This window comes from Flavobacterium limi (genome assembly GCF_010645075.1).
In the GTDB taxonomy this organism is placed as follows: domain Bacteria; phylum Bacteroidota; class Bacteroidia; order Flavobacteriales; family Flavobacteriaceae; genus Flavobacterium; species Flavobacterium limi.
This window is the reverse complement of the sequence record NZ_JAADZV010000006.1, coordinates 145168-169933: the sequence shown is the minus strand read 5'-3', so window position 1 is coordinate 169933 and position 24766 is coordinate 145168. Positions and strand designations below refer to the sequence as shown.

Annotated in this window: 24 protein-coding genes; 16 read left to right on the top strand and 8 right to left on the bottom strand. The window is 34.0% G+C overall.

The features are described 5' to 3' along the window. Positions 1–11: 11 nt before the first annotated feature. A complete protein-coding gene (locus tag GXM16_RS13755) occupies positions 12–548 on the top strand; it encodes a DUF6452 family protein (protein WP_163395023.1) in 537 nt (178 codons plus the stop codon). After that, the gene (locus GXM16_RS13750; protein WP_163395021.1) at positions 520–1329 is read left to right on the top strand and encodes a DUF6048 family protein; all 810 of its coding nucleotides are present in this window, start codon (positions 520–522) and stop codon (positions 1327–1329) included. The genes GXM16_RS13755 and GXM16_RS13750 overlap by 29 nt, the downstream gene beginning before the upstream one ends. 69 nt (positions 1330–1398) lie before the next feature. Here GXM16_RS13750 and GXM16_RS13745 read toward each other — a convergent pair whose 3' ends face one another. Genes GXM16_RS13745 through GXM16_RS13735 form a run of 3 tightly spaced genes read right to left on the bottom strand, consistent with a single transcriptional unit; the run spans position 1399 to position 3538 of the window. Continuing rightward, positions 1399–2082 carry an aspartate/glutamate racemase family protein gene (locus GXM16_RS13745; RefSeq protein ID WP_163395020.1) on the bottom strand — a complete coding sequence of 228 codons (684 nt, stop codon included), beginning with the start codon at positions 2080–2082 and terminating at the stop codon, positions 1399–1401. Between the two features lie 26 nt (positions 2083–2108). After that, entirely contained in the window at positions 2109–2345 is a 237-nt protein-coding gene (locus GXM16_RS13740; RefSeq protein ID WP_163395018.1) for a hypothetical protein, read from the bottom strand. Between the two features lie 29 nt (positions 2346–2374). Continuing rightward, entirely contained in the window at positions 2375–3538 is a 1164-nt protein-coding gene (locus GXM16_RS13735) for a THUMP domain-containing class I SAM-dependent RNA methyltransferase (RefSeq protein WP_163395016.1), read from the bottom strand. Between the two features lie 158 nt (positions 3539–3696). On the opposite strand from GXM16_RS13735, the gene GXM16_RS13730 reads away from it, so the two are divergent. The 13 genes from GXM16_RS13730 (at position 3697) to GXM16_RS13670 (ending at position 16704) form a co-directional block, all read left to right on the top strand. Beyond that, positions 3697–4461 carry a class I SAM-dependent methyltransferase gene (locus GXM16_RS13730; protein ID WP_163395014.1) on the top strand — a complete coding sequence of 255 codons (765 nt, stop codon included), beginning with the start codon at positions 3697–3699 and terminating at the stop codon, positions 4459–4461. A 16-nt stretch (positions 4462–4477) separates the two neighbouring features. Beyond that, the gene (locus GXM16_RS13725) at positions 4478–5146 is read left to right on the top strand and encodes a ZIP family metal transporter (RefSeq protein ID WP_163395013.1); all 669 of its coding nucleotides are present in this window, start codon (positions 4478–4480) and stop codon (positions 5144–5146) included. Between the two features lie 201 nt (positions 5147–5347). Continuing rightward, the gene (murQ, locus tag GXM16_RS13720) at positions 5348–6160 is read left to right on the top strand and encodes an N-acetylmuramic acid 6-phosphate etherase (RefSeq protein ID WP_163395012.1); all 813 of its coding nucleotides are present in this window, start codon (positions 5348–5350) and stop codon (positions 6158–6160) included. 81 nt (positions 6161–6241) lie between these two features. Further along, on the top strand, positions 6242–6463 hold the full coding sequence (locus tag GXM16_RS13715) for a DUF6095 family protein (protein WP_163395011.1): 222 nt from the start codon (positions 6242–6244) through the stop codon (positions 6461–6463). 57 nt (positions 6464–6520) lie between these two features. Next, positions 6521–7093: a pentapeptide repeat-containing protein gene (locus GXM16_RS13710; protein WP_163395010.1), complete on the top strand. Its 573-nt coding sequence runs from the start codon at positions 6521–6523 to the stop codon at positions 7091–7093. A gap of 2 nt (positions 7094–7095) precedes the next feature. Further along, positions 7096–7671 carry a DUF1572 family protein gene (locus GXM16_RS13705; RefSeq protein WP_163395009.1) on the top strand — a complete coding sequence of 192 codons (576 nt, stop codon included), beginning with the start codon at positions 7096–7098 and terminating at the stop codon, positions 7669–7671. A 132-nt stretch (positions 7672–7803) separates the two neighbouring features. Then, positions 7804–8175 (top strand): DNA topoisomerase IV, encoded by a 372-nt coding sequence (locus GXM16_RS13700; RefSeq protein WP_163395008.1) that lies wholly within the window; start codon positions 7804–7806, stop codon positions 8173–8175. A 33-nt stretch (positions 8176–8208) separates the two neighbouring features. After that, positions 8209–8982, top strand: a complete 774-nt coding sequence (locus GXM16_RS13695; protein WP_163395007.1) for a TerC family protein — start codon at positions 8209–8211, stop codon at positions 8980–8982. Positions 8983–9125: 143 nt separating this feature from the next. Further along, positions 9126–11039 (top strand): DUF294 nucleotidyltransferase-like domain-containing protein, encoded by a 1914-nt coding sequence (locus GXM16_RS13690; RefSeq protein ID WP_163395006.1) that lies wholly within the window; start codon positions 9126–9128, stop codon positions 11037–11039. A gap of 1 nt (position 11040) precedes the next feature. Beyond that, a complete protein-coding gene (locus tag GXM16_RS13685; protein WP_163395005.1) occupies positions 11041–11670 on the top strand; it encodes a 3'-5' exonuclease in 630 nt (209 codons plus the stop codon). Between the two features lie 160 nt (positions 11671–11830). Next, positions 11831–12937: a M57 family metalloprotease gene (locus tag GXM16_RS13680; RefSeq protein WP_163395004.1), complete on the top strand. Its 1107-nt coding sequence runs from the start codon at positions 11831–11833 to the stop codon at positions 12935–12937. A 385-nt stretch (positions 12938–13322) separates the two neighbouring features. Further along, the gene (locus GXM16_RS13675; RefSeq protein ID WP_163395003.1) at positions 13323–14822 is read left to right on the top strand and encodes a PhoX family protein; all 1500 of its coding nucleotides are present in this window, start codon (positions 13323–13325) and stop codon (positions 14820–14822) included. A 73-nt stretch (positions 14823–14895) separates the two neighbouring features. Next, complete coding sequence (locus tag GXM16_RS13670) at positions 14896–16704, top strand: cytochrome-c peroxidase (RefSeq protein WP_163395002.1); 1809 nt, start codon at positions 14896–14898, stop codon at positions 16702–16704. A 42-nt stretch (positions 16705–16746) separates the two neighbouring features. Here the strand turns inward: GXM16_RS13670 and GXM16_RS13665 are convergent, their stop codons facing one another. From GXM16_RS13665 to ychF, 4 genes are all read right to left on the bottom strand, one after another. Continuing rightward, positions 16747–17661 (bottom strand): YihY/virulence factor BrkB family protein, encoded by a 915-nt coding sequence (locus GXM16_RS13665; RefSeq protein ID WP_163395001.1) that lies wholly within the window; start codon positions 17659–17661, stop codon positions 16747–16749. A 94-nt stretch (positions 17662–17755) separates the two neighbouring features. After that, positions 17756–18430: a hypothetical protein gene (locus GXM16_RS13660; protein ID WP_163395000.1), complete on the bottom strand. Its 675-nt coding sequence runs from the start codon at positions 18428–18430 to the stop codon at positions 17756–17758. A gap of 7 nt (positions 18431–18437) precedes the next feature. Beyond that, on the bottom strand, positions 18438–19115 hold the full coding sequence (locus GXM16_RS13655) for a TIGR02117 family protein (RefSeq protein ID WP_163394999.1): 678 nt from the start codon (positions 19113–19115) through the stop codon (positions 18438–18440). A 292-nt stretch (positions 19116–19407) separates the two neighbouring features. Further along, positions 19408–20502, bottom strand: coding sequence for a redox-regulated ATPase YchF (gene ychF / locus GXM16_RS13650; protein WP_163394998.1), 1095 nt, complete (start codon positions 20500–20502; stop codon positions 19408–19410). A 292-nt stretch (positions 20503–20794) separates the two neighbouring features. On the opposite strand from ychF, the gene GXM16_RS13645 reads away from it, so the two are divergent. Next, positions 20795–23530 (top strand): TonB-dependent receptor, encoded by a 2736-nt coding sequence (locus GXM16_RS13645; protein WP_163394997.1) that lies wholly within the window; start codon positions 20795–20797, stop codon positions 23528–23530. A gap of 59 nt (positions 23531–23589) precedes the next feature. Here GXM16_RS13645 and GXM16_RS13640 read toward each other — a convergent pair whose 3' ends face one another. Continuing rightward, positions 23590–24753: a carboxypeptidase-like regulatory domain-containing protein gene (locus GXM16_RS13640; protein WP_163394996.1), complete on the bottom strand. Its 1164-nt coding sequence runs from the start codon at positions 24751–24753 to the stop codon at positions 23590–23592. Positions 24754–24766: the final 13 nt, after the last annotated feature.

Sequence of the window (24766 nt, the reverse complement as noted above, 5' to 3'; positions counted from 1 at the left end):
CAAAATTATAAATGAAAAAAACACTGTATTTTTTATTGGTTTTTACATTTGGATTATCCAGTTGTGAAAAAGATGATATTTGTGATGCAAATACAGCAACCACACCTCGCCTTATTATTTCCTTTTATGATATTAAAACTCCTTCTGTAAAGCAGAATGTAACACGTTTGAAAGTAGTGGGTAAAGATCAGCCTGAAGGAATTATTTTCAATGAAGGAGGTACTGATGTAACCAAATATCTCACAAGCGGTGATTCAATCGCTATACCTTTGAAGACAAATGAAGACAGTACTACTTTCTCTTTCATTTTAAATTCTGACAATCCTAATCCTCAACTGGCAAATACTGATGAGATAACATTTAATTATTCCAGACAAAATGTATATGTTTCAAGAGCTTGTGGTTTTAAAACAATTTATAAATTAAACACGCAGATTCCGTTTGTAAAAACAGATTCCGGTACTGATGGTATCTGGATGCAGGATGTTCGAGTAAATAATCCTAACATTGAATTTGAAAATGAGACACATGTCAAAATATATTTTTAGTATTTGTTTATTGTTTACAGTATTTCTTATTCAGGCTCAGGAAATAGCTACTGATACGGTAAAAAAAGAAATCAGGAAGACAAAACCTAAAACAACAGTTCAGACTGCTGAAACCATAACAGACAGTGTTCCTGTAAAAAAAGACCGCTACGGCTTACGTGTGGGAGTTGATTTGTATAAACTTACCCGCGGATTTTACGATAAAGACTATAAAGGTATAGAGTTTGTGGGTGATTTTCGATTAACCAAAAAATATTACATCGCCGCTGAACTTGGCATAGAAGATAAAACCACCGATGACGACCGATTAAACTCAACAGCAACAGGAACTTACATAAAAGGAGGTTTTGACTACAATATGTACAATAACTGGCTGGATATGGAAAATCTTATAACTGTAGGTTTAAGAGGAGGTTTTAGTACGTTTAGCCAGGAATTGAACAGCTATAAAATTTATAATCCTGATCAATATTGGGGAGAAATCCCAGTAAATACTGATGGTGCAAAATACACTGGTTTAACAGCTGCATGGGCAGAAGTGGCTGTAGGAATGAAAGCAAAAGTTTTTAATAACGTTTTTGTGGGATTCGGAGTCCAGTTAAAATTACTCTTAGCCAATAAAGATCCTGATGGTTTTGAAAACCTTTATATTCCAGGATTTAACAGAACTTATGATGGAAGTTTCGGAGTTGGATTTAATTATACCGTTTCCTATTTTATTCCGCTTTATAAAAAGCAGGTAATAATTCCGGAAGCAGAAAAAAAGGCTCCTAAAAAATAAAATATCTAAAAATATAAAGCCACGAATTCATAATTTATTTGTGAATTCGTGGCTTTATATTTTATGATTTTATGACAATTGAAAATCTATTGCGGCTTTCGAATGTATCAGAGTAGTATCAAAAACCGGGATCGAAACATCTTCGGGTTTAATCACAAGTGGAATTTCGGTACACCCCAGAATAACACCTTCTGCTCCCTCTTCTATTAATTGATTCGTTATTTCTAAATAACGCTTTTTGGTTTCCTTAGAAACAATTCCTCTTCCTAATTCTTCGAAAATTGTAGTATGGATAAAGTCTCTGTCTTCCTGATTCTTGGGAATAATTATTTCTATACCTTTTGCTGTTAGTTTATCTTTAAAAAAATTAAGTTCCATAGTAAACTTCGTTCCCAACAAACCTGCTTTTTTAATTTTTTGTTTCTGAATTACAGCTGCGGTCTCACTTGCAATATGAATGATTGGCAGACCAATGGCTCCTTCGAGCTTATCAGCAATAAAATGCATGGTATTCGCACACAAAACAATTGCTTCTGCTCCTCCAGATTTTAAGAACTTGCATCCTTCAAAAAGCATATTAAAAGTTGAATCCCAATCATTATTATCGTTATTGTTTTTTATATCAGCATAATTAAAAGAATAGACCAAACATTCTGAAAAGTTCAGACCTCCGAGCCTTTCGTTTATTCCAAGATTAATAAGTTTGTAATAATCAGAAGTCGAAACCCAGCTTATCCCCACCAATAAGTCCAATTTTCCTCATACTAAGATTTTTAAAACTATCCTATTTCTTTAATTCCTTTTATGAAAATCCATTTCATAAAAAGTTTTTCACCATTCTGGGTTTTTAATGCTTTAAACTGAGGAGCTATCAAAGTAGCCACAATAAAAGCAGTCAAAGGAATCCAGATTCCGGTTAGGCCTGAGTATTCTGCAATTATAAATCTTGCCAGAATGAATAAAATTGCGAAACATCCTAATTGAAATAGAAATGCTCTTACTTGTAGTTTTGTCATTTTTTATTTTTTAAATTTTACCTCTTATACTATTCAGAAACCTGGAACTTCGTTCTCTTACTTCCTTCGTACATTTCGTATTTTACCAAACGGGCTTCAAGACTTCCATTAAAAAGTTTAATTTTTCTGGAAGGTTTTAATCCAACGAATTTCAAGGCTTCCAGATTTGCCGTTATAAACCAGGCATTTGTTCCCGGATAATTTTTCTTTAAGGTATCACCGATATTGCTGTAGAATTTTTCCATGTGAATATCGAGACGCTCATCATAAGGCGGATTGAAAACAATGTGAAGCTTTCCTTCAACTGCTTTTTCTTTGTCAAAAAAGTTGCCTTCTGAAATTGTTACATAATCTTCAAGATTCGCATTTCTGATGTTGTCTTTGGCTTTGTTTACAGCACTTGGGGCCTTGTCATAGCCTTTAATAGTGTAATGAAACTCTTTTGTTTTTTTCATTAGACTGTCAACGATTTTATCGAATAAATCATTGTCCCAGTCTTTCCATTTTTCAAAAGCAAATTCTTTGCGATTAATATTGGCCGGAATATTACAGGCAATCATAGCAGCTTCTGCCAAAAAAGTTCCGGATCCGCACATTGGATCCAAAAAATGGCTTTGTCCCTCCCAGCCTGACAATAACAGGATTCCCGCAGCTAAAACTTCGTTAATAGGTGCAATATTTGTAGCCGTTCTGTAGCCACGCTGATGCAATGAATTTCCGGAAGTATCCAAAGCAACTGAAACCTGATCTTTATCTATATGAACGTTAATCCTTAAATCAGGAAAAGCTTTGTCAATACTAGGTCGTTGCCCCGTTCTTTCTCTAAACTGATCTACAATGGCGTCTTTACATTTTTGAGATACAAACTCGGAATGATTAAAATAAGTAGAATGAACAGTTGCATCAATAACAAAAGTCTGATTTGCATTCAGTAATTTAGACCAGTTCACACCCGAAATCCCTTTGTACAGCGCTTGTTCGTTATTGGCTCTGAACGAATAAATTGGTTTTAAAACTTTAAGTGCAGTACGCAAAGACAAATTAGCTTTGTACATAAAGCCTTTATCACCTTTAAAACTTACCATTCTTACGCCCTTTTCAACCTCCTGAGCACCAAGATCGCGTAATTCTTTTTCTAATATCTCTTCAAAACCAAAAAAACATTTGGCAATCATTCTAAAATTTTCTTCCATCTTTATATTTGAATTAAAACAGATTTTTAATCAAAATCCAAATCTGCAATAAAAACATTCTAAATTGCGCAACTACAATAGGTATCATTGCGAAATAGTTATTTTTCGGCAAAAATACACTAAATTTGCCGGACTTTAAATTAATTGAAATAGAATAAATGTCTGAAGCGCCTAACCCATCAACACCTAATCAGGACCGTAATACCGAAAACTGGTTTACATCCTGGTTTGATACTCCGTACTATCATATTCTGTATAAGGATAGAAATTACAGGGAAGCTCAGATTTTCATGGACAATCTCACGCATTATCTAAACTTGCCCGAAAAAGCAAACGTATTGGATTTAGCCTGTGGAAAAGGGCGCCATTCTATATATTTAAATCAGTTAGGTTTTAATGTTTTAGGAGCCGACTTATCTGAAAACAGTATTGCCGAAGCAAGCAAAAACAGCAACGAAACCCTGCATTTCAAAGTTCATGATATGCGTGAACCGTTTGATGAAAAATTCGATGCCATCTTTAATCTTTTTACAAGTTTTGGTTATTTCGAAAATGACGATGATAACTTAACTACCTTAAAAGCGATCAAAGAAAGTTTATCCGAATATGGCTTTGCAGTAATTGATTTTATGAACGTAAACCATGTTATTGAAACTTTGGTCCCCGAAGAAGTAAAAACAGTTGACGGAATCGATTTCAAAATAAAAAGATATGTCGAAGACGGACATATATTTAAAGAAATTGATTTTGAAGATCAAGGTAAAAAATACCATTTTACCGAAAAAGTAAAAGCACTCACACTACAGGATTTTCAGGATTTAATGGATGAAGCCGGTATTTATCTCTTAGATATTTTTGGCGATTATAAACTCAAAAAATTCCATAAAACCGAAAGCGAACGATTAATCATGATTTTTAAATAATTTGGTAACTCAGCAAATGAATTATCTATTACCCTTATTTTCTGTCCTTTTAGGTTATGCGGTGGCTTTGTTCATAAAACCAAAAAACAAAACCAATCTAAAATTATTGCTGGCATTCAGCGGTTCTTTTCTATTATCGCTAACCGTAATGCATCTTTTACCTGAAGTTTACGAATCTCATAATCACAACATTGGTTTATTTATCATGGTCGGAATTTTGTTCCAGATCATTCTCGAATTTTTCTCAAAAGGAGCTGAACACGGACACGTTCACGGCCATGCAAAAATGTCCCAGATTCCGTGGCTTTTATTTATCAGCCTTTGTATCCATGCCTTTCTAGAAGGTTTCCCGGTAAGCCATCATCATGGTCTGGCTATCGGAATTGCCATTCATCATTTACCAATTGCCGTGATTTTAACTACGTTTTTCATCAATGCAGATTTAAACAAAAAAGCCATTTTTGCTTTCATGTTAACTTTCGCAATCATGACACCACTGGGAACTGTAGCTTCTGATTTCTTACCAATTTTAAATGAATATTACACCGAAATAACCGCAATCGTAATTGGTATTTTATTTCATATTTCATCGACTATTATTTTCGAAAGCAGCGAAGGACATAAATTTAATGTGGCCAAAGTTTCGATGATTGTTCTTGGGATCTTACTAGCATTCTTTCTATAATCTGGGCGTGCCCAAATTTACAAAAGGCGCTATTTAACAAACCGCTTATATGCGCCTTTCGCAAATTCGGTCGGGCTATCCGGGCTACTTCGGTAGCTTCCTGTTATCCCTCACGCAACCGTAAAACGAGAAAAATCATTTCCTGAAGAAGTAAAAATCTTTGTAACTTTGAGACTTTACAACTTTGACACTAAAAACACAATGACGTTTACAAAAACAACCGAACAATCTTCAAAATACGAGCATTTAGAGAAAATGTCAGTCAACGAACTGCTGACTAATATTAATAACGAAGATAAAACCGTACCTCTTGCCGTTGAAAAAGCCTTACCGCAAATTGAAGCTTTGGTGCAACAGACAGTTGTCAATTTAAAACTGGGCGGACGTATTTTTTACATCGGAGCCGGAACATCAGGACGTTTGGGGGTTGTAGATGCTTCAGAATGTCCTCCTACTTTTGGAGTTCCTTTTGATTTAGTAAACGGAATCATTGCCGGAGGTGACACAGCCATTCGCCGAGCTGTAGAAAATGCCGAAGATAACGCAACACAGGCCTGGATTGATTTACAGGCACATAATATCAATCAGAACGATATCGTCATTGGTATAGCGGCTTCCGGAACTACACCTTACGTTATTGGTGGTTTAGAAACCTGCAACAAAAACAATATTGCAACGGGCTGTATCACCTGTAATGAAGGAAGCCCATTAGCACTGACAGCAAAATTTCCTGTAGTAGTGGTTGTAGGACCCGAATTTGTAACCGGAAGTTCTAGAATGAAAGCCGGAACTGCACAGAAACTGGTTCTAAACATGATTTCGACTGCATCAATGATTCAGCTTGGAAAAGTAAAAGGGAACAAAATGGTCGACATGCAATTGAGTAATATCAAACTGGTTGACCGGGGCGTAAAAATGATAATGGGAGAAATTCCGGTTTCGTATGAAGAAGCCTCTGAATTATTAAAGAAATACGGCAGTGTGAGAAATGCTGTTGACAATTATAATAAGTAAGATGCTTGCCGTAAAAGGTTAGATGTGATTAACCGTAAAATTAGCAAGGCATGCAAAACCTGAAACTTGAAACAAAATTAAATGGCAACAAATAAACAATTATTAGGAAAAGGAATTAAATATTTAACCGGAGCACTTCCATTAATGTTTATTGGGCCTACACTCATATATAATGCATTCATGAACCAGCATACCGCCTGGCACTATCTGGTTTTAGGAATTGGCATTGTAGCCTGCCTGAGTTCTATGGTTTTGATTTTTTTGGGATTGAAAATCATCATGAAAGGTTTGTTTAATGACTAATACTTAACTGTCGGAGCAAATCATATAATATTCTTTTAATCCCTTTATTTAATCAAAATGGAAAGCCTAATTCACATTCAGAAAACTTTTGAGAAAGTCATTTACATTGACAAAAAAATTAATAATCGGGAGTTTGAAGATTGTCTGTTTAAAAACTGTGATTTTTCTAACAGTAATTTTGCCTACAATACTTTTTTAGACTGTGAGTTTATTGACTGCAATTTGTCGATGACCAGCTTGGCCGGAACGAGTTTAAAAAATGTGACTTTTAAAAATTGTAAACTTCTTGGAATCGCTTTTAACGAATGCGACGATTTTTTATTCCAGGTTTATTTTGAAGAAAGTACGTTGGACTACGCTATCTTTTCAAACAAAAAAATGCCGAAAACCAAGTTTATCAATTCTTCTTTGCGAGATGTAACTTTTATAGGCACCAACTTAACCAGTTCTGTTTTTGAAAATTGTAATCTGGACGGCGCTATTTTCAATGAAACCCAATTGGCTGCTGTTGATTTTAGAACGGCTTACAACTATAAAATTGATCCCGAATTCAACCCAATGCGAAAAGCACAATTTTCGAATCAGGGAATCGCAGGTCTTTTAGATAAATACGATATTAAAATAGTGTAGGTATGGAAACAAACGAATCTTATCTGGAAAGCGTTAAAAAGCAGTTTTTGTATTATAAAATGCTGGGCGAAAAGTCAATCGATCAATTAGAGCCTGAACAGCTTTTTATTGCTTTAAACGAAGATACCAACAGTATTGCAACCATAATCAAACATATTTCGGGTAACATGCTTTCACGATGGACAGACTTCTTAACATCTGACGGAGAAAAAGAATGGCGCAACCGTGATGCCGAATTCGAAAATGATTTACAGTCAAAAGAAGAAGTTCTGGAAACCTGGAATAAGGGCTGGAAAGTGTTTTTTGACGCTTTAAACAATTTAAAACCGGAACAGCTTTCGGATATCATTTATATTCGAAATGAAGGTCATACGGCTATTGAAGCCATTAATAGGCAATTGGCTCATTATCCTTATCATATAGGGCAGATTGTTTTTTATTCCAAACAACTAAAAAATAGCGCGTGGAACAGTTTATCAATTCCAAAAAACAAATCAGGGAATTACAACGCTGAAAAGTTTGCCAAAGAAAAAGAAATAAAGAACTTTACGGATGATGAATTAAACAGAATGAAATAGTCAAATCTCTTTAATTTTCTGATGAAAACGATTGCCCTAGCCCTGATGGAAGCGTCATCCTTTTGTGGCGGGGTTCGCCGCAAAAGATATAGCGGACAGCAGGATTAGCTTCTTATAAAACAACTTATTAAAATGAAAAAAATTATATTCTTACTTCCCTTATTAGCTTTAGTATCCTGTTATAATGCAGAACACAATTGTAGAGATTTCAAAAACGGAAAATTTAAATTTGAGTTTGAAGTAAACGGTGTAAAAAAAACAACGATTTTTGAACGTAAAGACAGTATTGAAATTGAAACTTTTGAGGGGAAAACAGATACCGCAACCATACGCTGGGTAAGCGACTGCGAATATGTTTTGCAGAAAAAACATCCAAAAAACATGGCGGAGGAAAAAGCCATTAATATGAAAATTTTAACGACTTCAAAAGATTCTTATACTTTTGAATTCGGTATGGTGGGTTCTGAGGAAAAACAGCAAGGAAAAGTTTTTAAAATCGAATAAAAAATAGTAATTTGAGTGTAAATTAAGATTTACATGGAAGTATTTTTAAACCCTGATGCCTGGATTGCATTACTGACACTAACATTTCTGGAAATTGTTCTGGGAATTGACAATATCATTTTTATTTCGATCGTTACAGGAAAGCTGCCTGAAGAAGAGCGCAAAAAAGCTACACGAATTGGTTTGTTTCTGGCGATGTTTATGCGAATTGCCCTGTTGTTGGGAATTTCATATTTAATTGCAATGAAAGCCACAGTATTCAGTATTCACTGGGGCTGGCTGGAAGCTGATTTTACAGGTCAGGCACTAATTTTATTTTTTGGAGGTTTGTTCCTGATTTATAAAAGTACTAAGGAAATCAGCGAAAAAGTTGACCATAAAGGCGACGAGGAAAAAACCCTGAACACAGCTGCAAAGAAATCATTTTCGAATGTTATTTTACAAATTCTTTTAATCGATTTAATTTTTTCTGTTGACTCCATTCTAACCGCTGTTGGTATGACCAATGGCGTTGAAGGTGCGCTGACTATCATGATTACCGCAGTTATTATTTCTGTAATTGTTATGATGCTATTTGCTGTTCCGGTTGGGAACTTCGTTAATAAAAACCCTTCGATCCAAATATTGGGTCTTTCTTTTCTAATCCTGATCGGGTTTATGCTGATTACCGAAAGTATGCATTTATCAAATGCCGAGTTGATTGGCGAACACATTGGCGCCATTCCGAAAGGCTATTTGTATTTTGCAATTACCTTTTCGCTTGCTGTAGAATTCATCAATATGCGAATCCGAAAGAAAAAATCATAAGTCTAAATTTAAAAGTTCCCACGCGGAACTTTTTTGTTTAACAAATAAACCTGATATTTTATAAAATATAGTTTGAATAGCAACTGAAATTTATTTCTTTTACAAAACTGTTTTCCAATTCTAAATTCAGAACTTAATCCCATATGAAAAATACCATTTCACATAGAGTTGCCGATTTTTTGAAGCACTTCCCTCCTTTTAACCTTTTGCATCAAAAAGATCTTGAAAAATTGTCTGAGCAGATTTCTATCATTTATAAAGAAAAAGACTCGGTTATTTTTTCTGAGAACGAAAAGACACATGACTCTTTTTATGTGGTACACAAGGGAGCAATTGCCCTTAAAAAGAATCAAAAAACTCTTGATATGTGTGATGAAGGGGATATTTTTGGGCTTCGTCCGCTTCTGGCACAGGAAAATTACGTTATGGAAGCAAGTACTTATGAAGAAAGTATCTTATACGCTATACCTATTGCTATTTTTAAACCTTATGCCTTAGAAAATAAAGCGATTGGTAATTTCCTGATCGAAAGTTATGCTTCGAATACTAAAAATCCTTATTCTGAAGTCCATAAAAATAATTTGTACGGCGAAGTTATTGCGCAGCATGAGCTGAATAACGACAAAGAAGTATTTGATTTACAGCCTGTAAAATTTTCTAAAAAGATTGTTACCTGCGGACCTTCAACCACTGCAAAAGAAATCGCAAAAATTTTAACCAAGAAAAAGGTTGGTGCCATTTTGATTGTTGACGAAATGCTTCCGATTGGAATTATTACAGATAAAGATTTGCGCAACAAAATCGTTTCAGGTGACTACCCTATTACCACACCTGCCGAGGCTATTATGACATCGCCCGTTATTACGTATTCTAAAAAAATGACGGTTACTGAGGCACAAATGGCGATGATTAAGAGCAATATCAGCTATTTGTGTCTTACCAAGGACGGAACCGTTAACACAAAGGCTGTTGGTATCTTATCTAAACACGACCTTATGGTTTCGCTGGGAAATAATCCGGCTGTTTTGATTAAGGCTTTGAAAAGAACCACAAAAGTTAAGGAAATCAAGCCCATCAGAGCCCGAATTATGCAATTGCTTCAGGGATATTTAGATCAAAATATTCCAATGACACTGATTACAAAAATTATAACTGAGTTAAATGATGCCTGTGTGACCCGTGTGATTGACATTTCATTAGAAAAAATGAATACACCTCCACCTGTAAAATTCACCTGGCTGGCTCTGGGAAGTCAGGGGCGTGACGAGCAGATGCTGCATACCGATCAGGATAATGCGATTGTGTATGAAAATGTTTCGGAAGTTTTTAAAGATGAAACCAAAGCCTACTTTTTAAAATTAGCAACTCACATCAACAAAGGGCTTTTTACTATTGGCTATGAATATTGCCCTGCCGAAATGATGGCATCAAACCCAAAATGGTGCATGAGCCTGGATGAATGGAAAAACCAGGTGGCTTACTGGATTAAAAATCCGGGAAAAAATGAGGTTTTATTATCGTTTATCTTTTTTGATTACAGCGTAAAATATGGTAATCGTGAGCTTGTAGATCAGTTATCAGATTCAATATTTGAAAATGTAAAAGCCAATCCTATTTTTTATGTTCACCTGGTGAGCGGAGCTTTGCAAAGTCCTTCTCCAACCGGTTTCTTTAGGCAATTTTTAGTAGAACAGGATGGTGCCAACAAAGACCAGTTTGATATTAAAAGAAGAGCCTTAATGCCACTTACAGATGCTGCAAGGGTTTTGATTCTGTCACACTCTGTTAAGTCAATCAGTAATACGGCGGAACGTTTTGAAAAATTGGCCGAACTCGAACCTCATAATAGCGAACTTTACTTATCTTGTTCTTATTCGTTTAAAGCCTTATTGAAATTCAGGACCAAACAAGGTCTTTTACACCATGATTCCGGGCAGTTTATTGCTTTGGAATCGCTTTCAAAAATGGAAAAAATAAAACTAAAAAGAACTTTTAAAACCATTAAGGAACTTCAGGAATTGATTTCGGTACGTTTTAACGTTTCTAATATTGTATAAGATGAGTTTATTTAATTTTTGGCAAAAAGAAGAAGAAAAATTTTTCGATGAAAACATCACCATTGAAGAAACACGTTTTGTCGTTCTGGACACAGAAACCACAGGATTTGATTTTACAAATGACCGAATTTTATGCATCGGTGCACTTGTATTGCAAAACGGAACCATTTCTGTTCAGGACAGTTTTGAAGTTTATATAGAGCAGGATCATTACGACGAATCAACCGCACAGATCCATGGAATTTTGAAAGATTTTGTTGTAAAACGCCCTTCAGAAGCTGAAGCAATAAAACAGTTTTCAGACTATTTGGGTGATGCCATAATTATTGCACATCATGCGTATTTTGATATCACAATGATTAACAAAGCTCTGGAAAGAAATGGTTTGCCTGAATTAAAAAACAAAGCACTTGATACCGGAGTTTTGTACAAGAGAACTTTGATAAAATCTCATCTCTTTGAACGAAAGGATCATTATTCTTTAGATGATTTGGCAGACAAATTTGATATTTCAAAAAAAGACCGGCATACGGCATTGGGTGATGCTTATATAACTGCTATTGCATTTTTGAAAATTATAAAAAAACTGAGAGAAAAAAAAGAAGTTAATCTAAATCAGCTTTTTAAATGATTTAAGAATATTTTATGAAGCTTAAATTTACATTTTGAATACAGTTTTACAATTTCGTAATATATATCCTATTATTTAATAGCGATAAGAAAAAAATCACATAACATCCATTTTATTTTTTGAAGGTAGCTTTGCTTAAATCAAAAATAAAAAAACAGTTATGAAATTTAATTTTTTAAAATCTTCACTTTTTGTAGGCTTTGCAACTTTATGTGTCATGAGTTGTCAGGATGATGACTCAAATGTAGAAGCAATTAATGATAATTCTACAGTTAAAAATAATAGTCTGAATTTAAATGATAAAGATCCAATTGTCATCAAATTAATTGATATGGGATTCAACATAAAAGATATTAAAGAATATAATTCTTTTTTTCTTTTAGAAGATGATATATTATTTTTAAAGGATAATAAACATTCTTTAACGGGTAAAAGTAACCAAGTTTACTCTAATTCATTAGTTACCATGGCAAATGTTAATAATATTACGATAAGAATTGACACTTCCATTCCTACTTCTGGAACCGATAACTGGAGAACAGCAATAGCTTCTGCAATAAATGATTGGAACAACATAATAGATTGCAGAGTAAATTTTACAATTACAACAAATACAACTGCTGACATACTAATTGGATCTGACGGCAATATACTACCAAACAATAATCCTGCTGCTGCATTCCTTCCCTCAAATGGAAAGCCAGGTTCTCAGATTGCTATAAATTTGGATGCTGCAAATAATAGAGTCTTTTCAGAACAAGAAAAAGAACACATTATTAAACACGAACTTGGTCATACAATTGGATTCTACCATACTGATGGTCCATCAAAAGGAGAGCAGACAGCATTATTTAATTGGATCCAGAATACTCCTAGCGGATATGGCACTGATCAGGATCCAAATTCTGTTATGAACTCAGGTTGGCCTTATTCATTTATTTTTTCTTCATATGATTTATTTGCTGCGAGATTTCTTTACCCAGAATTAAATTCAATTAACGATACAATTCTTTATCCAATAGAAGGAGATTACGTTGTTAATTCTGGAGCATATCTTGATATATCATGGCGTCCTACATTTACGCCAGACAATCAAATTCAAATTGATGTTTTCGTTGAAGAAAATTTAGTTATTTCTTCTAATATACCAAATAATGGTTATTATTTACTTTACACTCCCGGTCCTGGACAGTATAAAATAAAATTATCTTCAATCAGCAATCCAAATATTTTTGATACAGTAAATTTCGGATTTCAAAATGATTAAAATAAATATTTAAAACTGCTAAAAGTTATTTTTTCATAAAACGTCATGAATTTAAATTTTATGGCGTTTTATTTTTACAATTATCTCAAAAACAGCTATCAATTATTCCTATACTAAATTAGCATTTACAAAGTAAGTGTTTTTTAATAACTATATATCAGTCCATCAACTTTTGGCTTTTTAACGACAATTAGCTGAAATGGAAATCATAATATAAATTTGGAAATTATCTTTTAAATGACGGTTAAATTTACAATTAAATAATACATTCATGTTTAAGTAATATTTTACTTTCTATTTATTAGCAATAAGAAAAAATTAACATAACATACATTCTGTTTTTCAGCGATAGCTTTGCTTCAATCAAAAAAAACAAAAAACAGTTATGAAATTTAATTTTTTAAAATCTATTGCCTTACTTGGAATTACAAGTATTTCTGTAATTAGTTGTCAAAATGACGATGAGGGGGACAAAACAAACAAAAACATTGATTTTACAACAAAATCAAAAGTTCCTGCATTTGTATTAGCTCAGCCTGGCTTCGAAAATCTGCAAATTTCAACTTTAATCTCTACCACTGATATATTACCGGAAAGTCCTTCTTTCATTTATGCTGGTCAGCCTGATGGTGCAGGATTTATGAAAAATCCGAACGGTGATGGTTATATCATGATTACCAACCATGAAATTATACAGTCTGTTTCAAGAGTTTATTTTGACAAAACTTTAAAACCTTTAAAAGGAGATTATATTGTTGATGCTGTTGGAGGACAAACAAGACTTTGCTCTGCAACTTTGGCTACACCTGAAATCCACGGTTTTGGTCCTATATTTTTAACCGCAGGAGAAAGCGGACAAGAAAGTATGGTTCATGGTATCAATCCACTTTCGATGGCAACCGATAAAAACAGAAAAGACAGGGTTTTACCTGCTTTAGGAAAAGCGAGTATGGAAAATGCTGTTCCGTTGACAAAAGAGGCATATCCGGGTAAGAGTGTCATTATCATGGGTGAAGACCAGTTGTATGAAACTTCGCATGCAAGCGCTGGTCAGGTCATTATGTACGTTTCTACAGTTGGTGATTTAAATAACGGAAAGTTATATGCTTTAAAAAGAAATGATAACGTTCAGGTAGAAACGACAATGACTGTTGGAAATTCTTTCGATGTATCATTTGTTGAAATTCCGAATGCCAAAAATATAACTGGAGCAGAAATCAATACTGCAGTAAACAATTTAAAAGCAATCCGTTTTTCAAGAGTAGAAGATATAGACTACAGAAAAGGATCTGCCAAAAATAACAGAGAAGTTTATTTTACCGCTACAGGGCAATCTACAGATAAAGTAAACCCTGTTGAAGGATATACCATGTGGGGAAGAGTATATAAATTAGTTTTGGATGAAAAAGATCCGTTAAAAGGAAAACTTGAATTAGCAGTTGAAGGTGATTCTACACCAGGCACAGGCGTTATCAACCCTGATAACCTTTGTGTAACTGAAAATTATGTTTACATCCAGGAAGATGGTGACAGTTTTTATCCTGCTGCCAAACATGACTCTTATATTTGGCAATATAACATTGCTTCTAAAACAAATAAACCGTGGTTAACCATGAACCATAAACGTACTGATGCTACCTGGAATACAGCATACAACCAATCCGGTGAAATGAGATTTGGAAGCTGGGAATATGGCGCCATGGAGGATATATCAGATGTTATTGGTGTTCCAAATACCTTTATTGTGAATATTCACCCTCACACATGGAGAAAAGATGCATTTAAAGATGCTGATGGAAGCGGAATTAATATGGGAGCTACTGGTTCTGCACAAAGCCAGTTAGAAGGAGGCCAAACCGTAATTATTCGTAACGTACAAAGATAATTTTACCACAAATACAACAAAACAATCCAATTTTTTATTGGGTTGTTTTTGCTATTTATTAAAGTATCCTACAATGAAAATTGATTTTATCAAAAACATATTTTTTCCTATTCTTTTCTCTTTTCTGACTTTTTTTACAAGCTGTACAAAAGAAAAAACTGAAACTTCTGTTAAACAGGATCTTTTGATTGATCTGGAAAAACTTGAAAACAAAATAGTGCTTTTCAAAAAGCTCGCTGAAAACGAAAAAGATTCCAAAAAAATTCAGGATTATTTTAAGGAAACGAGAGTTTTATACAAAAAAACAGAATGGGCAGTTGAGTATTTTGTTCCTGAAACAGCCAGATTTATTAATGGTCCTGCTTTGGATGAACTTGAAGTCGAAGAAAACAAATTTCTGCCACCAAATGGTTTCCAGGTCATTGAAGAATTTGTTTTTCCTGAATATGAAATAAAAAACAAAACCGATCTGGTTCGTGAAATAGCAATTATGCGGGCAAATATTGCACAGGTAAAACAACACTTAGATGCAATAAGCATTGAAGAAAAACATATCATCGATGCTGCCCGCTTTGAGGTTTACCGAATTTTGGCATTGGGAATCACAGGTTTTGATTCGCCCATAGCTCAGGAATCAATAAATGAAGTTGCTCCTGCTTTGGTTTCGATTGAAAATCTTGTTTTAAAAACCTGCAAAAATAATTCTAAGGAATCCATTGATTTAAAGGCAGAATTTAAAAATACAATTTCAAACAGTATTTCGTATTGCTCTAAAAACAACGTTTTTAACACTTTTGACAGAGCCACGTTTATTAAAAATTACCTAAACGTGATTTCAAAAATTATTTTCGATTTGCAAAAACAAAATAATATTGCAAATGTGAATAAAAACAGTGCAATCAATCCAAATGCTGCTACCCTTTTTGAAAAAAATGCTTTCAGTGTTAATGCTTTTATTCCTTCTGCAGAATATGCGTATTCAGAAGATAAAGTTGCTTTAGGAAATCAGTTATTTTATGATACTACTATTTCAAAAGACCAAAAAAGAAGTTGTGCAACTTGTCATATTCCTGAAAAAGCTTTTACAGATGGACGAAAAACAAACCTTTCCCTGGACGGTTTCGATCTTCCGAGAAATACGCCTACTCTTACTTATGCAGGTTTACAAAATGCATTATTTTGGGATTTAAGACAAATTGATTTAGAAAAACAAAGCGTAGATGTTGTGCAAAATGAACAGGAAATGCATGGCTCGTTTAGTCAGATTATACCGTTAATCAACAAGGATAAGAAGTATAAAGCCTTGTTTGAAAAAGCGTTTCCGAAAAAAAATAAAATAGAAGAATGGCAGTTACAGAATGCTATAGCTTCTTATATTCGTTCATTAAATGATTTCGATTCCAGATTTGATTTGTATATGAGAGGTGAATCGAATTTGAGTGATGAAGAAAAACTCGGATTTAATCTTTTTGCAGGTAAAGCAAAGTGTGCAACCTGTCATTTTATTCCTCTGTTTAACGGAACAGTCCCTCCTAATTACAGCAAAACCGAGCAGGAAGTAATAGGAACTCCAAAAAACAAAACTGCAAAAGAAATAAGTCCGGATTTAGGAAAATACAATCAGTTTAAAATGGATCAGCTTAAGAATGCATTTAAGACACCTTCTATCCGAAACGCAGCCAAAACTGCTCCATACATGCACAATGGCGTATTTACAACATTAGAAGAAGTGGTGGATTTTTACAATAAAGGAGGCGGAAAAGGTTTAGGTTACGAAGTAGATAATCAAACGCTCCCGTTTGACGAACTGAAACTGAATAAAAAAGAAGAGGCTGCCTTAGTTGCCTTCATGAAAACACTAACGGATAAAAAATACCGTTGATTAAAAAATGTATCGGGTGCCAATACAAGACACCCGATACATTTATTTTGGTATTTCAAAAATTTCCTTCTTAATTTCAACTGAATAATCGTTCGGAGAAATATTTCCTCCAAAAGTCTTGGCATATACTTTGGTAAATTCAGCTCCAAAATAAAGGATTATAGCCGAATAATACACCCAGACTAATATAATAACTACTGATCCGGCAGCACCATAAACACTTGCAATAGTAGAACTTCCTAAGTAAAACCCAATAGCAAACTTACCGATCATAAATAAAACGGATGTAAATCCGGCACCAATAAAAGCGTCTTTCCACTTAATATTCCCATCAGGCAATGTTCTGAAAATGATTGCAAAAAGAAGCGCAATACTTCCTAAAACAATAATAATATTGATGACATAAAACAGATATACTGTACTTTCCGGAAAATAAATCTTCAATCTGGCATTTAAGATATCTAAAGTTGCATTCAGCATCAAACTGACTAACATTAAAAAACCTACAGAAACAATCATTGAAAATGACATTAGCCTGTTTTGAATAAATTTTTTAAGGCCTTTATTGGGTTTCGCACGTAATCCCCAAATATAATTAATAGAGCTCTGAATCTCAGCAAAAACTCCCGAAGCACCAATAAGCAGCATAATCACACCAAAAACAGTTACAAAAACATTACTGTCTGAAAGCTGAACATTTTTGATAGCCTCCTGAATTTGTTTGGCTGCCTCGTTTCCAACCAGCTCATTTATCTGTCCGTACAACTGCCCGGTTACGGCTTCTTCCCCAAAAAAGAAACCACAAATGGTGATAATAATAATCAATAATGGCGGTAATGCAAAAATAGTGTAATACGATAAGGCTGCACTCAATTTAATAGCATCATCATCTATAAATTCTAAAAAAGTTCTTTTTAGCAGATACCAGGATTTAGAGAGAATATTATGATTTTTCATTTGCTGATTTTTTGATATACTCTCAAATTTAAGCAATAATCAAAAATCCCTAATTCCTGATTTTTAATCGAAATTTACATTTTTACCATGTAGCCTATTTGGAAATCTTTTTATACTCCTGATCAAATCCTAAATTTTTAATTTTTAAAATCTTTTTCAATTCGCTTCTTGTTGGTCTAATCAAATAGGACATTGAATCTATTTTTTTTCCTTTAATTGTCGTTACAGAATCCAGCTTTTTTAAGTCATTTGGCAAATAAATTTCTTTAATTTTAAGAGATTTATCTTTTAAAGTTAAAAACTGCGGTTTCCAAAAAATAGAATCTTTTGTACTTAAAATTAATTGACCATCAATACGCTTGAGCTTATTATAATAAGATAATCTAAAAATAGTATCTATAAATGTTTCTGTAAATTCTATTGAGTCTCCTTTAGTTCGAATATATAACTTTCTATTTGAAGCCTTTTCTGTAACCTGATTGCCTTGAATAACATATTCTTCTTTAATTGAATCAAATTCTAGTTTATGAATAGTATAGTTTCCAAAATATTTAGCTATTATCCGATCTTCTTCAATCCTTAAAAAAGTAGAATCTTCATTTTTATATAATCCTCTAAATCTATGAGGAAAATGATCTAATTCTACACTATTATGAGGTTGCGGACTCTCAAAATAGAAAAAAAAGCAATCCGGACATGGGCGCATTCTAACCTTTTTACACGAAACTAAAAAAGTAGTTATAATTAAAACTAATAGAATCTTTTTCATAATCTAATTATTTATAATGACAAAAAATCCCTTTATCATAAACTGTCCACAAACTAGCTTTTTGGTTTGCTGCTTTTAATGCATTGTTTGCCCAGGTATTGCAGGTGTAAAAAAGGCTGTAACTTCCTTTTGCTTCATAAAAAGCATCTTTTTTTCCGTAACTGTGCCCTTCAATCCATTGCGGATGAAGAGAATCGCTAAAGCTCTCTGAAATATAAGTTACCAGATTTTGGTAATCTTCTTTTGAAATCAGGATGCGTTTGCAGTCGTCTCCTTCTTTTAATTGCTTGAAAAACGTAGTATGCATGGCTGATGAACTCACTCCAAATGCAGCTTTTAAGGCAGTACTGGCTTTCAGGTCGGACCATTCCGGAGTGTTCAGATAAAACCCTTTGTCACCCCAGCCAAAGGCTATAAAATTCACTAAAGAATCTTTTGATTGTGTCTGATTAAACTGAATTTCATTTCGCCAGTCTTTGATTTCGTTTTTAATGGGAACTACAATATCGGTATGAACACCGTTGGAGAGAATGTAAATTGGAATTGCATTTTGTTCTTCAACCTCAGCGATATCAGAATTGACCGTAATTTTTGAAATTAGAAGAACGGATGAAATGTACAAGGCAAGAAAAGTGAAAATTCCGAAAAGTGTCCAGCCCAGAAATTTGAAAGATTTTTTTAGCATTTTGATTGGTTTTAGATTTAGTTATGGTTGATTTTCTGTAACCAATTTTTAAGCCAATTTTTTTAAGTTTTCAAATTTTGTTTTCATTTCTTTATTTTAAAACAAAAAGCCCTCTATTTTCTGACTACCCCAGCTTGAAATGGAAAGCTGGAAATAGATACTTATCATTTTTATTCCCTCCCAGATTTTGCAAATTAAAACTGATCTCTCTCTTCTTCAAATTAAAACATAAAAAAACCGCTGAATTTCTCCAGCGGTCAAATCTTTCTTCTTGATTCTTTTATCTAAAAGATTAAACGTTAAAACGGAAATGCATTACATCACCATCTTTCACCACGTATTCTTTTCCTTCTACCCTGAATTTTCCGGCTTCTTTAGCTTTTGCCTCAGAACCGTACTGAACGTAATCATCGTATGAAATTACCTCTGCACGAATGAATCCTTTTTCGAAATCAGTGTGGATAACTCCTGCTGCCTGTGGCGCAGTTGCTCCAATATTGATGGTCCAGGCACGAACTTCTTTTACACCAGCTGTAAAGTAAGTTTGTTGTTTTAAAAGTTTGTAAGCTGCACGAATTAAAACAGAAGCTCCCGGCTCCTCTAACCCCATATCTTCAAGGAAAACCTGACGCTCTTCATAGCTTTCTAATTCTGTAATATCAGCCTCTGCTCCTACTGAAAGGATGATAACTTCAGCATCTTCATCTTTTACCAATTCTCGAACCTGGTCTACATATTTATTCCCGTTTACTGCTGAGCTTTCGTCAACATTACAAACGTATAAAACCGGTTTTGCAGTAATCAGTTGGAAGCTTTCTAATAAAACTTCTTCGTCATTATTTTGTGCAACAATTGTTCTTGCAGATTTTGCCTGTAACAAAGCTTCTCTTATTCTGTTCAATAAAGCTTCTTCAGTCTGAGCTTCTTTATTTCCGGTTTTTGCAGCACGTTTTACTTTTTCTAAACGTTTTTCGATTGTTTCCAAATCTTTTAACTGCAATTCAATATCGATGGTTTCTTTATCACGAATTGGATTTACGTTTCCATCAACATGTACGATATTATCATTATCAAAACAACGCAAAACGTGAATGATAGCATTACACTCTCTAATGTTTCCTAAAAACTGGTTTCCAAGGCCTTCACCTTTACTTGCCCCTTTTACCAAACCTGCAATATCAACAATATCTACAGTTGCCATTTGTACACGTTCTGGTTTTACCAATTCCTCTAATTTATTGATCCTGGGATCCGGAACGTTTACAACACCAATATTTGGCTCGATTGTACAAAAAGGGAAGTTCGCACTCTGCGCTTTTGCATTAGATAAACAATTAAATAATGTTGATTTTCCAACATTTGGTAATCCTACAATTCCTGCTTTCATCTGTTTGTTTCTATTTATTTTGTTCAGCCTTTTCTGTTTAGGCCCAACATTAATCTTTGTAATTTAATGTCTTATGAATTAATTGTTTTTTGGTTTTCTGCCAAAGTGATATTTTTTGGCTGTAAAATTTTGCAAATATAAGATTTAATAACTCCGGAGTGAAGTAAAAATGTGCATTAATGTATTTTCCACAGTGTCTTTTAAAATTTTTAAACTTTTTACCAATATTTTGTTAAAAAATATTAATTTTATATGAACTACAAACAAAAACAAACCAAAAAATCAAACAACCATGAAAAAGATTGCATTATTTTTATTTCTGATAAATTCGACTTTTCTTTTTGCACAAAAAGAAGTCTCGGGCAACGTTAAAGATAAGTCAGGCGCACCTCTGCCCGGTGTAAATGTTGTTGAAAAAGGAACTTCAAACGGTGTCTCTACCGATTTCGAAGGTAATTTTGTTATTAAAGTAAATGAAGGTGCGACTTTAACTTTTAGTTATGTCGGTTTCTCGACTGTAGAAAAAATAGTTTCAGGCAATAATCTCAATATTGTTTTAGATGAAAGCGGTGGCCAGATTCTGAATGATGTTGTAGTTGTAGGCTCGCGAAATACAAAAAGAACCGTAGTAAACTCGGCTGTTCCAATTGATGTTATTAATGTTAAAGAGGTTACGACACAAAGCGGAAAAATAGAAATTAATGAACTGTTGCAATATGTTGCCCCATCGTTTAATGCCAACAAACAATCAGGTTCTGATGGTGCAGATCACGTTGACCCGGCTTCTTTAAGAGGAATGGGTCCTGACCAGACTTTGGTTTTGATTAACGGAAAAAGAAGGCATCAATCCTCTCTTATTAATTTATTCGGAACACGCGGACGTGGTAACACAGGAACCGATTTAAATACAATCCCGGCGGCTTCGATTAAAAGAATTGAAATTTTACGTGATGGTGCTGCTGCGCAATACGGTTCTGATGCCATTGCTGGGGTAATTAATATTGTAATGAACGATAATATTAATGAACTTACCGGCTCAGTAACTTATGGCGCTTACAATACTAATGCAAAAGGAGATTTCCCTGCAGGTACTGCAAACACTGATGGATACCGCTTAGATCAAAATGGCAATGGCAATACATTTGGAAAAGATCAGGCTTTTGACGGAGGATCTGTTAAAGTGGCTGCTAATTATGGTGTTGCTGTTGGCGACAAAGGAGGTTATGCAAATTTTACTACTGAATTCCTGAATAAGAACAAAACTTTGCGTCCGGGTTTTGATTTTAGAAAAGGTTTTGGTGAGGCAGAGATTCAGAGTTTTAACCTATTTGGTAATTTAGCCATTCCAATTTCAGAGAAAACGGAATTTTATGCTTTTGGAGGAAGAAATTACAGAAATACAGATGCTTATGCCTTTACCAGAAATGATGGAGAAAGAGTTGTAGAAGAAGTCTATCCGGGCGGTTATACCCCAAGGATTACTTCTAATATCATAGACAATTCATTTGCCGCCGGAATAAGATCTCAAACTGCCAGTGGATGGAAAATCGACTTTAGCAATACATATGGAAAAAATTCATTCCATTATTATGTAAAAGGAACAATCAATGCTTCTTTACTGGAAGCTTCGCCAACTGAATTTGATGCCGGTGGCCATAGTCTGACTCAAAACACAACTAATTTTGACATCTCAAAAAATTATGAAAGTGTTCTTGATGGATTGAATCTGGCTTTCGGAGCTGAATACAGAACTGAGAAATTTAATATTTTTTCTGGAGAAGAAGGTTCATATGCTACTTATGACACTGAAGGAAGACCAATTACGGATCCTTCAAATCAAAGTGCCCCTACTATACCAAATCCTGATTATGATCCATCTGACCCGGAATCTTCACCAACAATATCCAGACCTGGAGGTTCGCAGGGCTTTCCAGGCTATAGTCCAAAAAATGTTATTGATAAAAACCGTTCCAACCTTTCGTTGTATACGGATGCAGAATTGGATGTCACTGAAGCCTTTATGTTAAGTGGCGCTGTACGTTTTGAAAATTACAGCGATTTTGGTAGTACTATAAACGGAAAATTAGCTTCAAGACTAAAACTTACTGATAATCTCAATTTAAGGGGGTCAGTTAGCACAGGCTTCCGCGCTCCATCATTAGCTCAAATTTATTATAACTTACGTTTTACCAACTTTAGTTCCGGTGGTGCAACAGAGGTCTTACTTTCTCCAAATAACAGTCCGGTAACAAAAGCTTTTGGTATTGATGACCTGAACGAAGAAAAAGCAGTAAATGGTTCTTTAGGGTTAACAGCAAATTTTGGAGATTTCACCGCAACTGTTGATGGATATTTAATTAATGTGAAGGACAGAATCGTGTTAACCGGATATTTTGATGCCACGCAATATAATCTGGGTGTTGATAAGGCACAGTTTTTCGTAAATGGTGTAGATACCAAAACAATGGGACTTGATGTAGTTCTGTCCTGGAAAAAAACAATTAATGAAAACAGATTTGGTGCCACTTTAGTTGGGAACATCAATGACATGAAAATCGATAAAGTTAAAAATGGTGATTTAGAAGAAAAAACATTTTTTGGGGAACGTGATAAAGCTTTTTTACTTGCTTCTGCCCCACCAAATAAATTTGGTCTAAACCTTAATTACGGCAGAAAGTGGTTTGATGCAGGACTGGCATTTACCAGATTCAGCGAAGTAAAATTATTAGATTATCAAATGGATGAAGATCCTGAGGATTACAGAACTGATCCGTCTGAAACTGATGAACAGGTATTTGCGAACCAAAAAAGAGCTGCTACAGATACTTACGGTGCCAAAATTGTAACCGATTTGACTTTAGGATTTAAACTTTCTAAATCGACCAAATTAAGTATTGGAGCCAATAACCTTTTAAATATTTACCCTGACCAGCAAGATGACTGGGTTGAAGCAGGCGGTTACTGGGACGCTGTACAAATGGGATTCAGTGGCGCTTATTACTATGCCAGACTTGGGTTTAATTTTTAAGGCTGAAAATCATTTATTCATAAAACAAAAATCCTGAGCGATAAACTCAGGATTTTTGTTTATAGTTTAAATTCTAATTCATCTATAATTTTTTTCTCTTCATCGGTAGCGGTGAATCCCGAAATATCCCAATATTTGGTCAGGACTTTGTTCTTTTTATTAAAAAGTGATTTTTCTTTAAAAACATCACTTTCTTTATAAGTAAAATTTTGTCTGTTGAAATTCGTTGTTATAAAACTATTACGAACCTGAATGTTTTTTATCTCCTCTTTCAAAACTAAATCATAGCCTATCTCTTCATTTGCAGTCAATAGATAATAGTCCAGACCATCTATTCTGTAATTAACCTTTACAGACGATTTTGTAATGTTTTTAGAACCAATTTGTTCGTTTTCCTGAATCTGAGCAAGGTTAGCGGGTACTATAATAACACTAAATTCTACAATAAGCTTTTTTTCCGGGTCATAAACTATTTCATAAGTATCCAGAGCCGTTTTTGAATCATCTAAAGGCACCACAGACATTATATAATAGCTTTTATTATTAGGATGTCCCTTGGTTGTAAAATTGTATTCTTTTTTTGTTTTTGAATCTAAAAGAGGATCGAAATAATTTAAATTGCAATAATTTTCCATGATATTATTCAGATTATATCCCTTTAAATCTGCACTTATATCCGCTTCTAATAAACCATAAGACCTGTTTTGCTCTACAAGTAATGTTGTAGTTGCTTTTTTCTGACTGACTGAAAACTGAAAATTTACAAGTCCGTCATTATAATAAGAGTATTTGTGGTCTAACAAAAAAAACTCTCTCACATATACTTTTAAGCGGTAAGAAGCAGCTAATTTTTGTCTTGAATTAGTAACAATTTTTTGCAGAATTTTTTGTGGATTTTCATGTGAAACTACTATTTCATCTAATTTGTTATGGCTGCTTTTAAGATAAACTACAAATTGATCGTCTTTTAGTACTGCCCAGCGAAGCGTTAATTTTTCATAATTTGTTTCAGACACCTGGACATTAGAAGCTCCATTCAATTCAAAAGTTACTTTACCATCTTTATTACTTATCAGAGTCTGCTTTGTTTTCATGATAAAAACAGTTGCATTTTCTACAGGCAACAATGTTTCTATGTCTTTTATAACAATTGAGTATTCAGTGCTTTGTGCATAAATATTTAAATTAAAGAAAAAGACGAATAAAAGTATTAATCCTCTCATAGATTTATTAAAT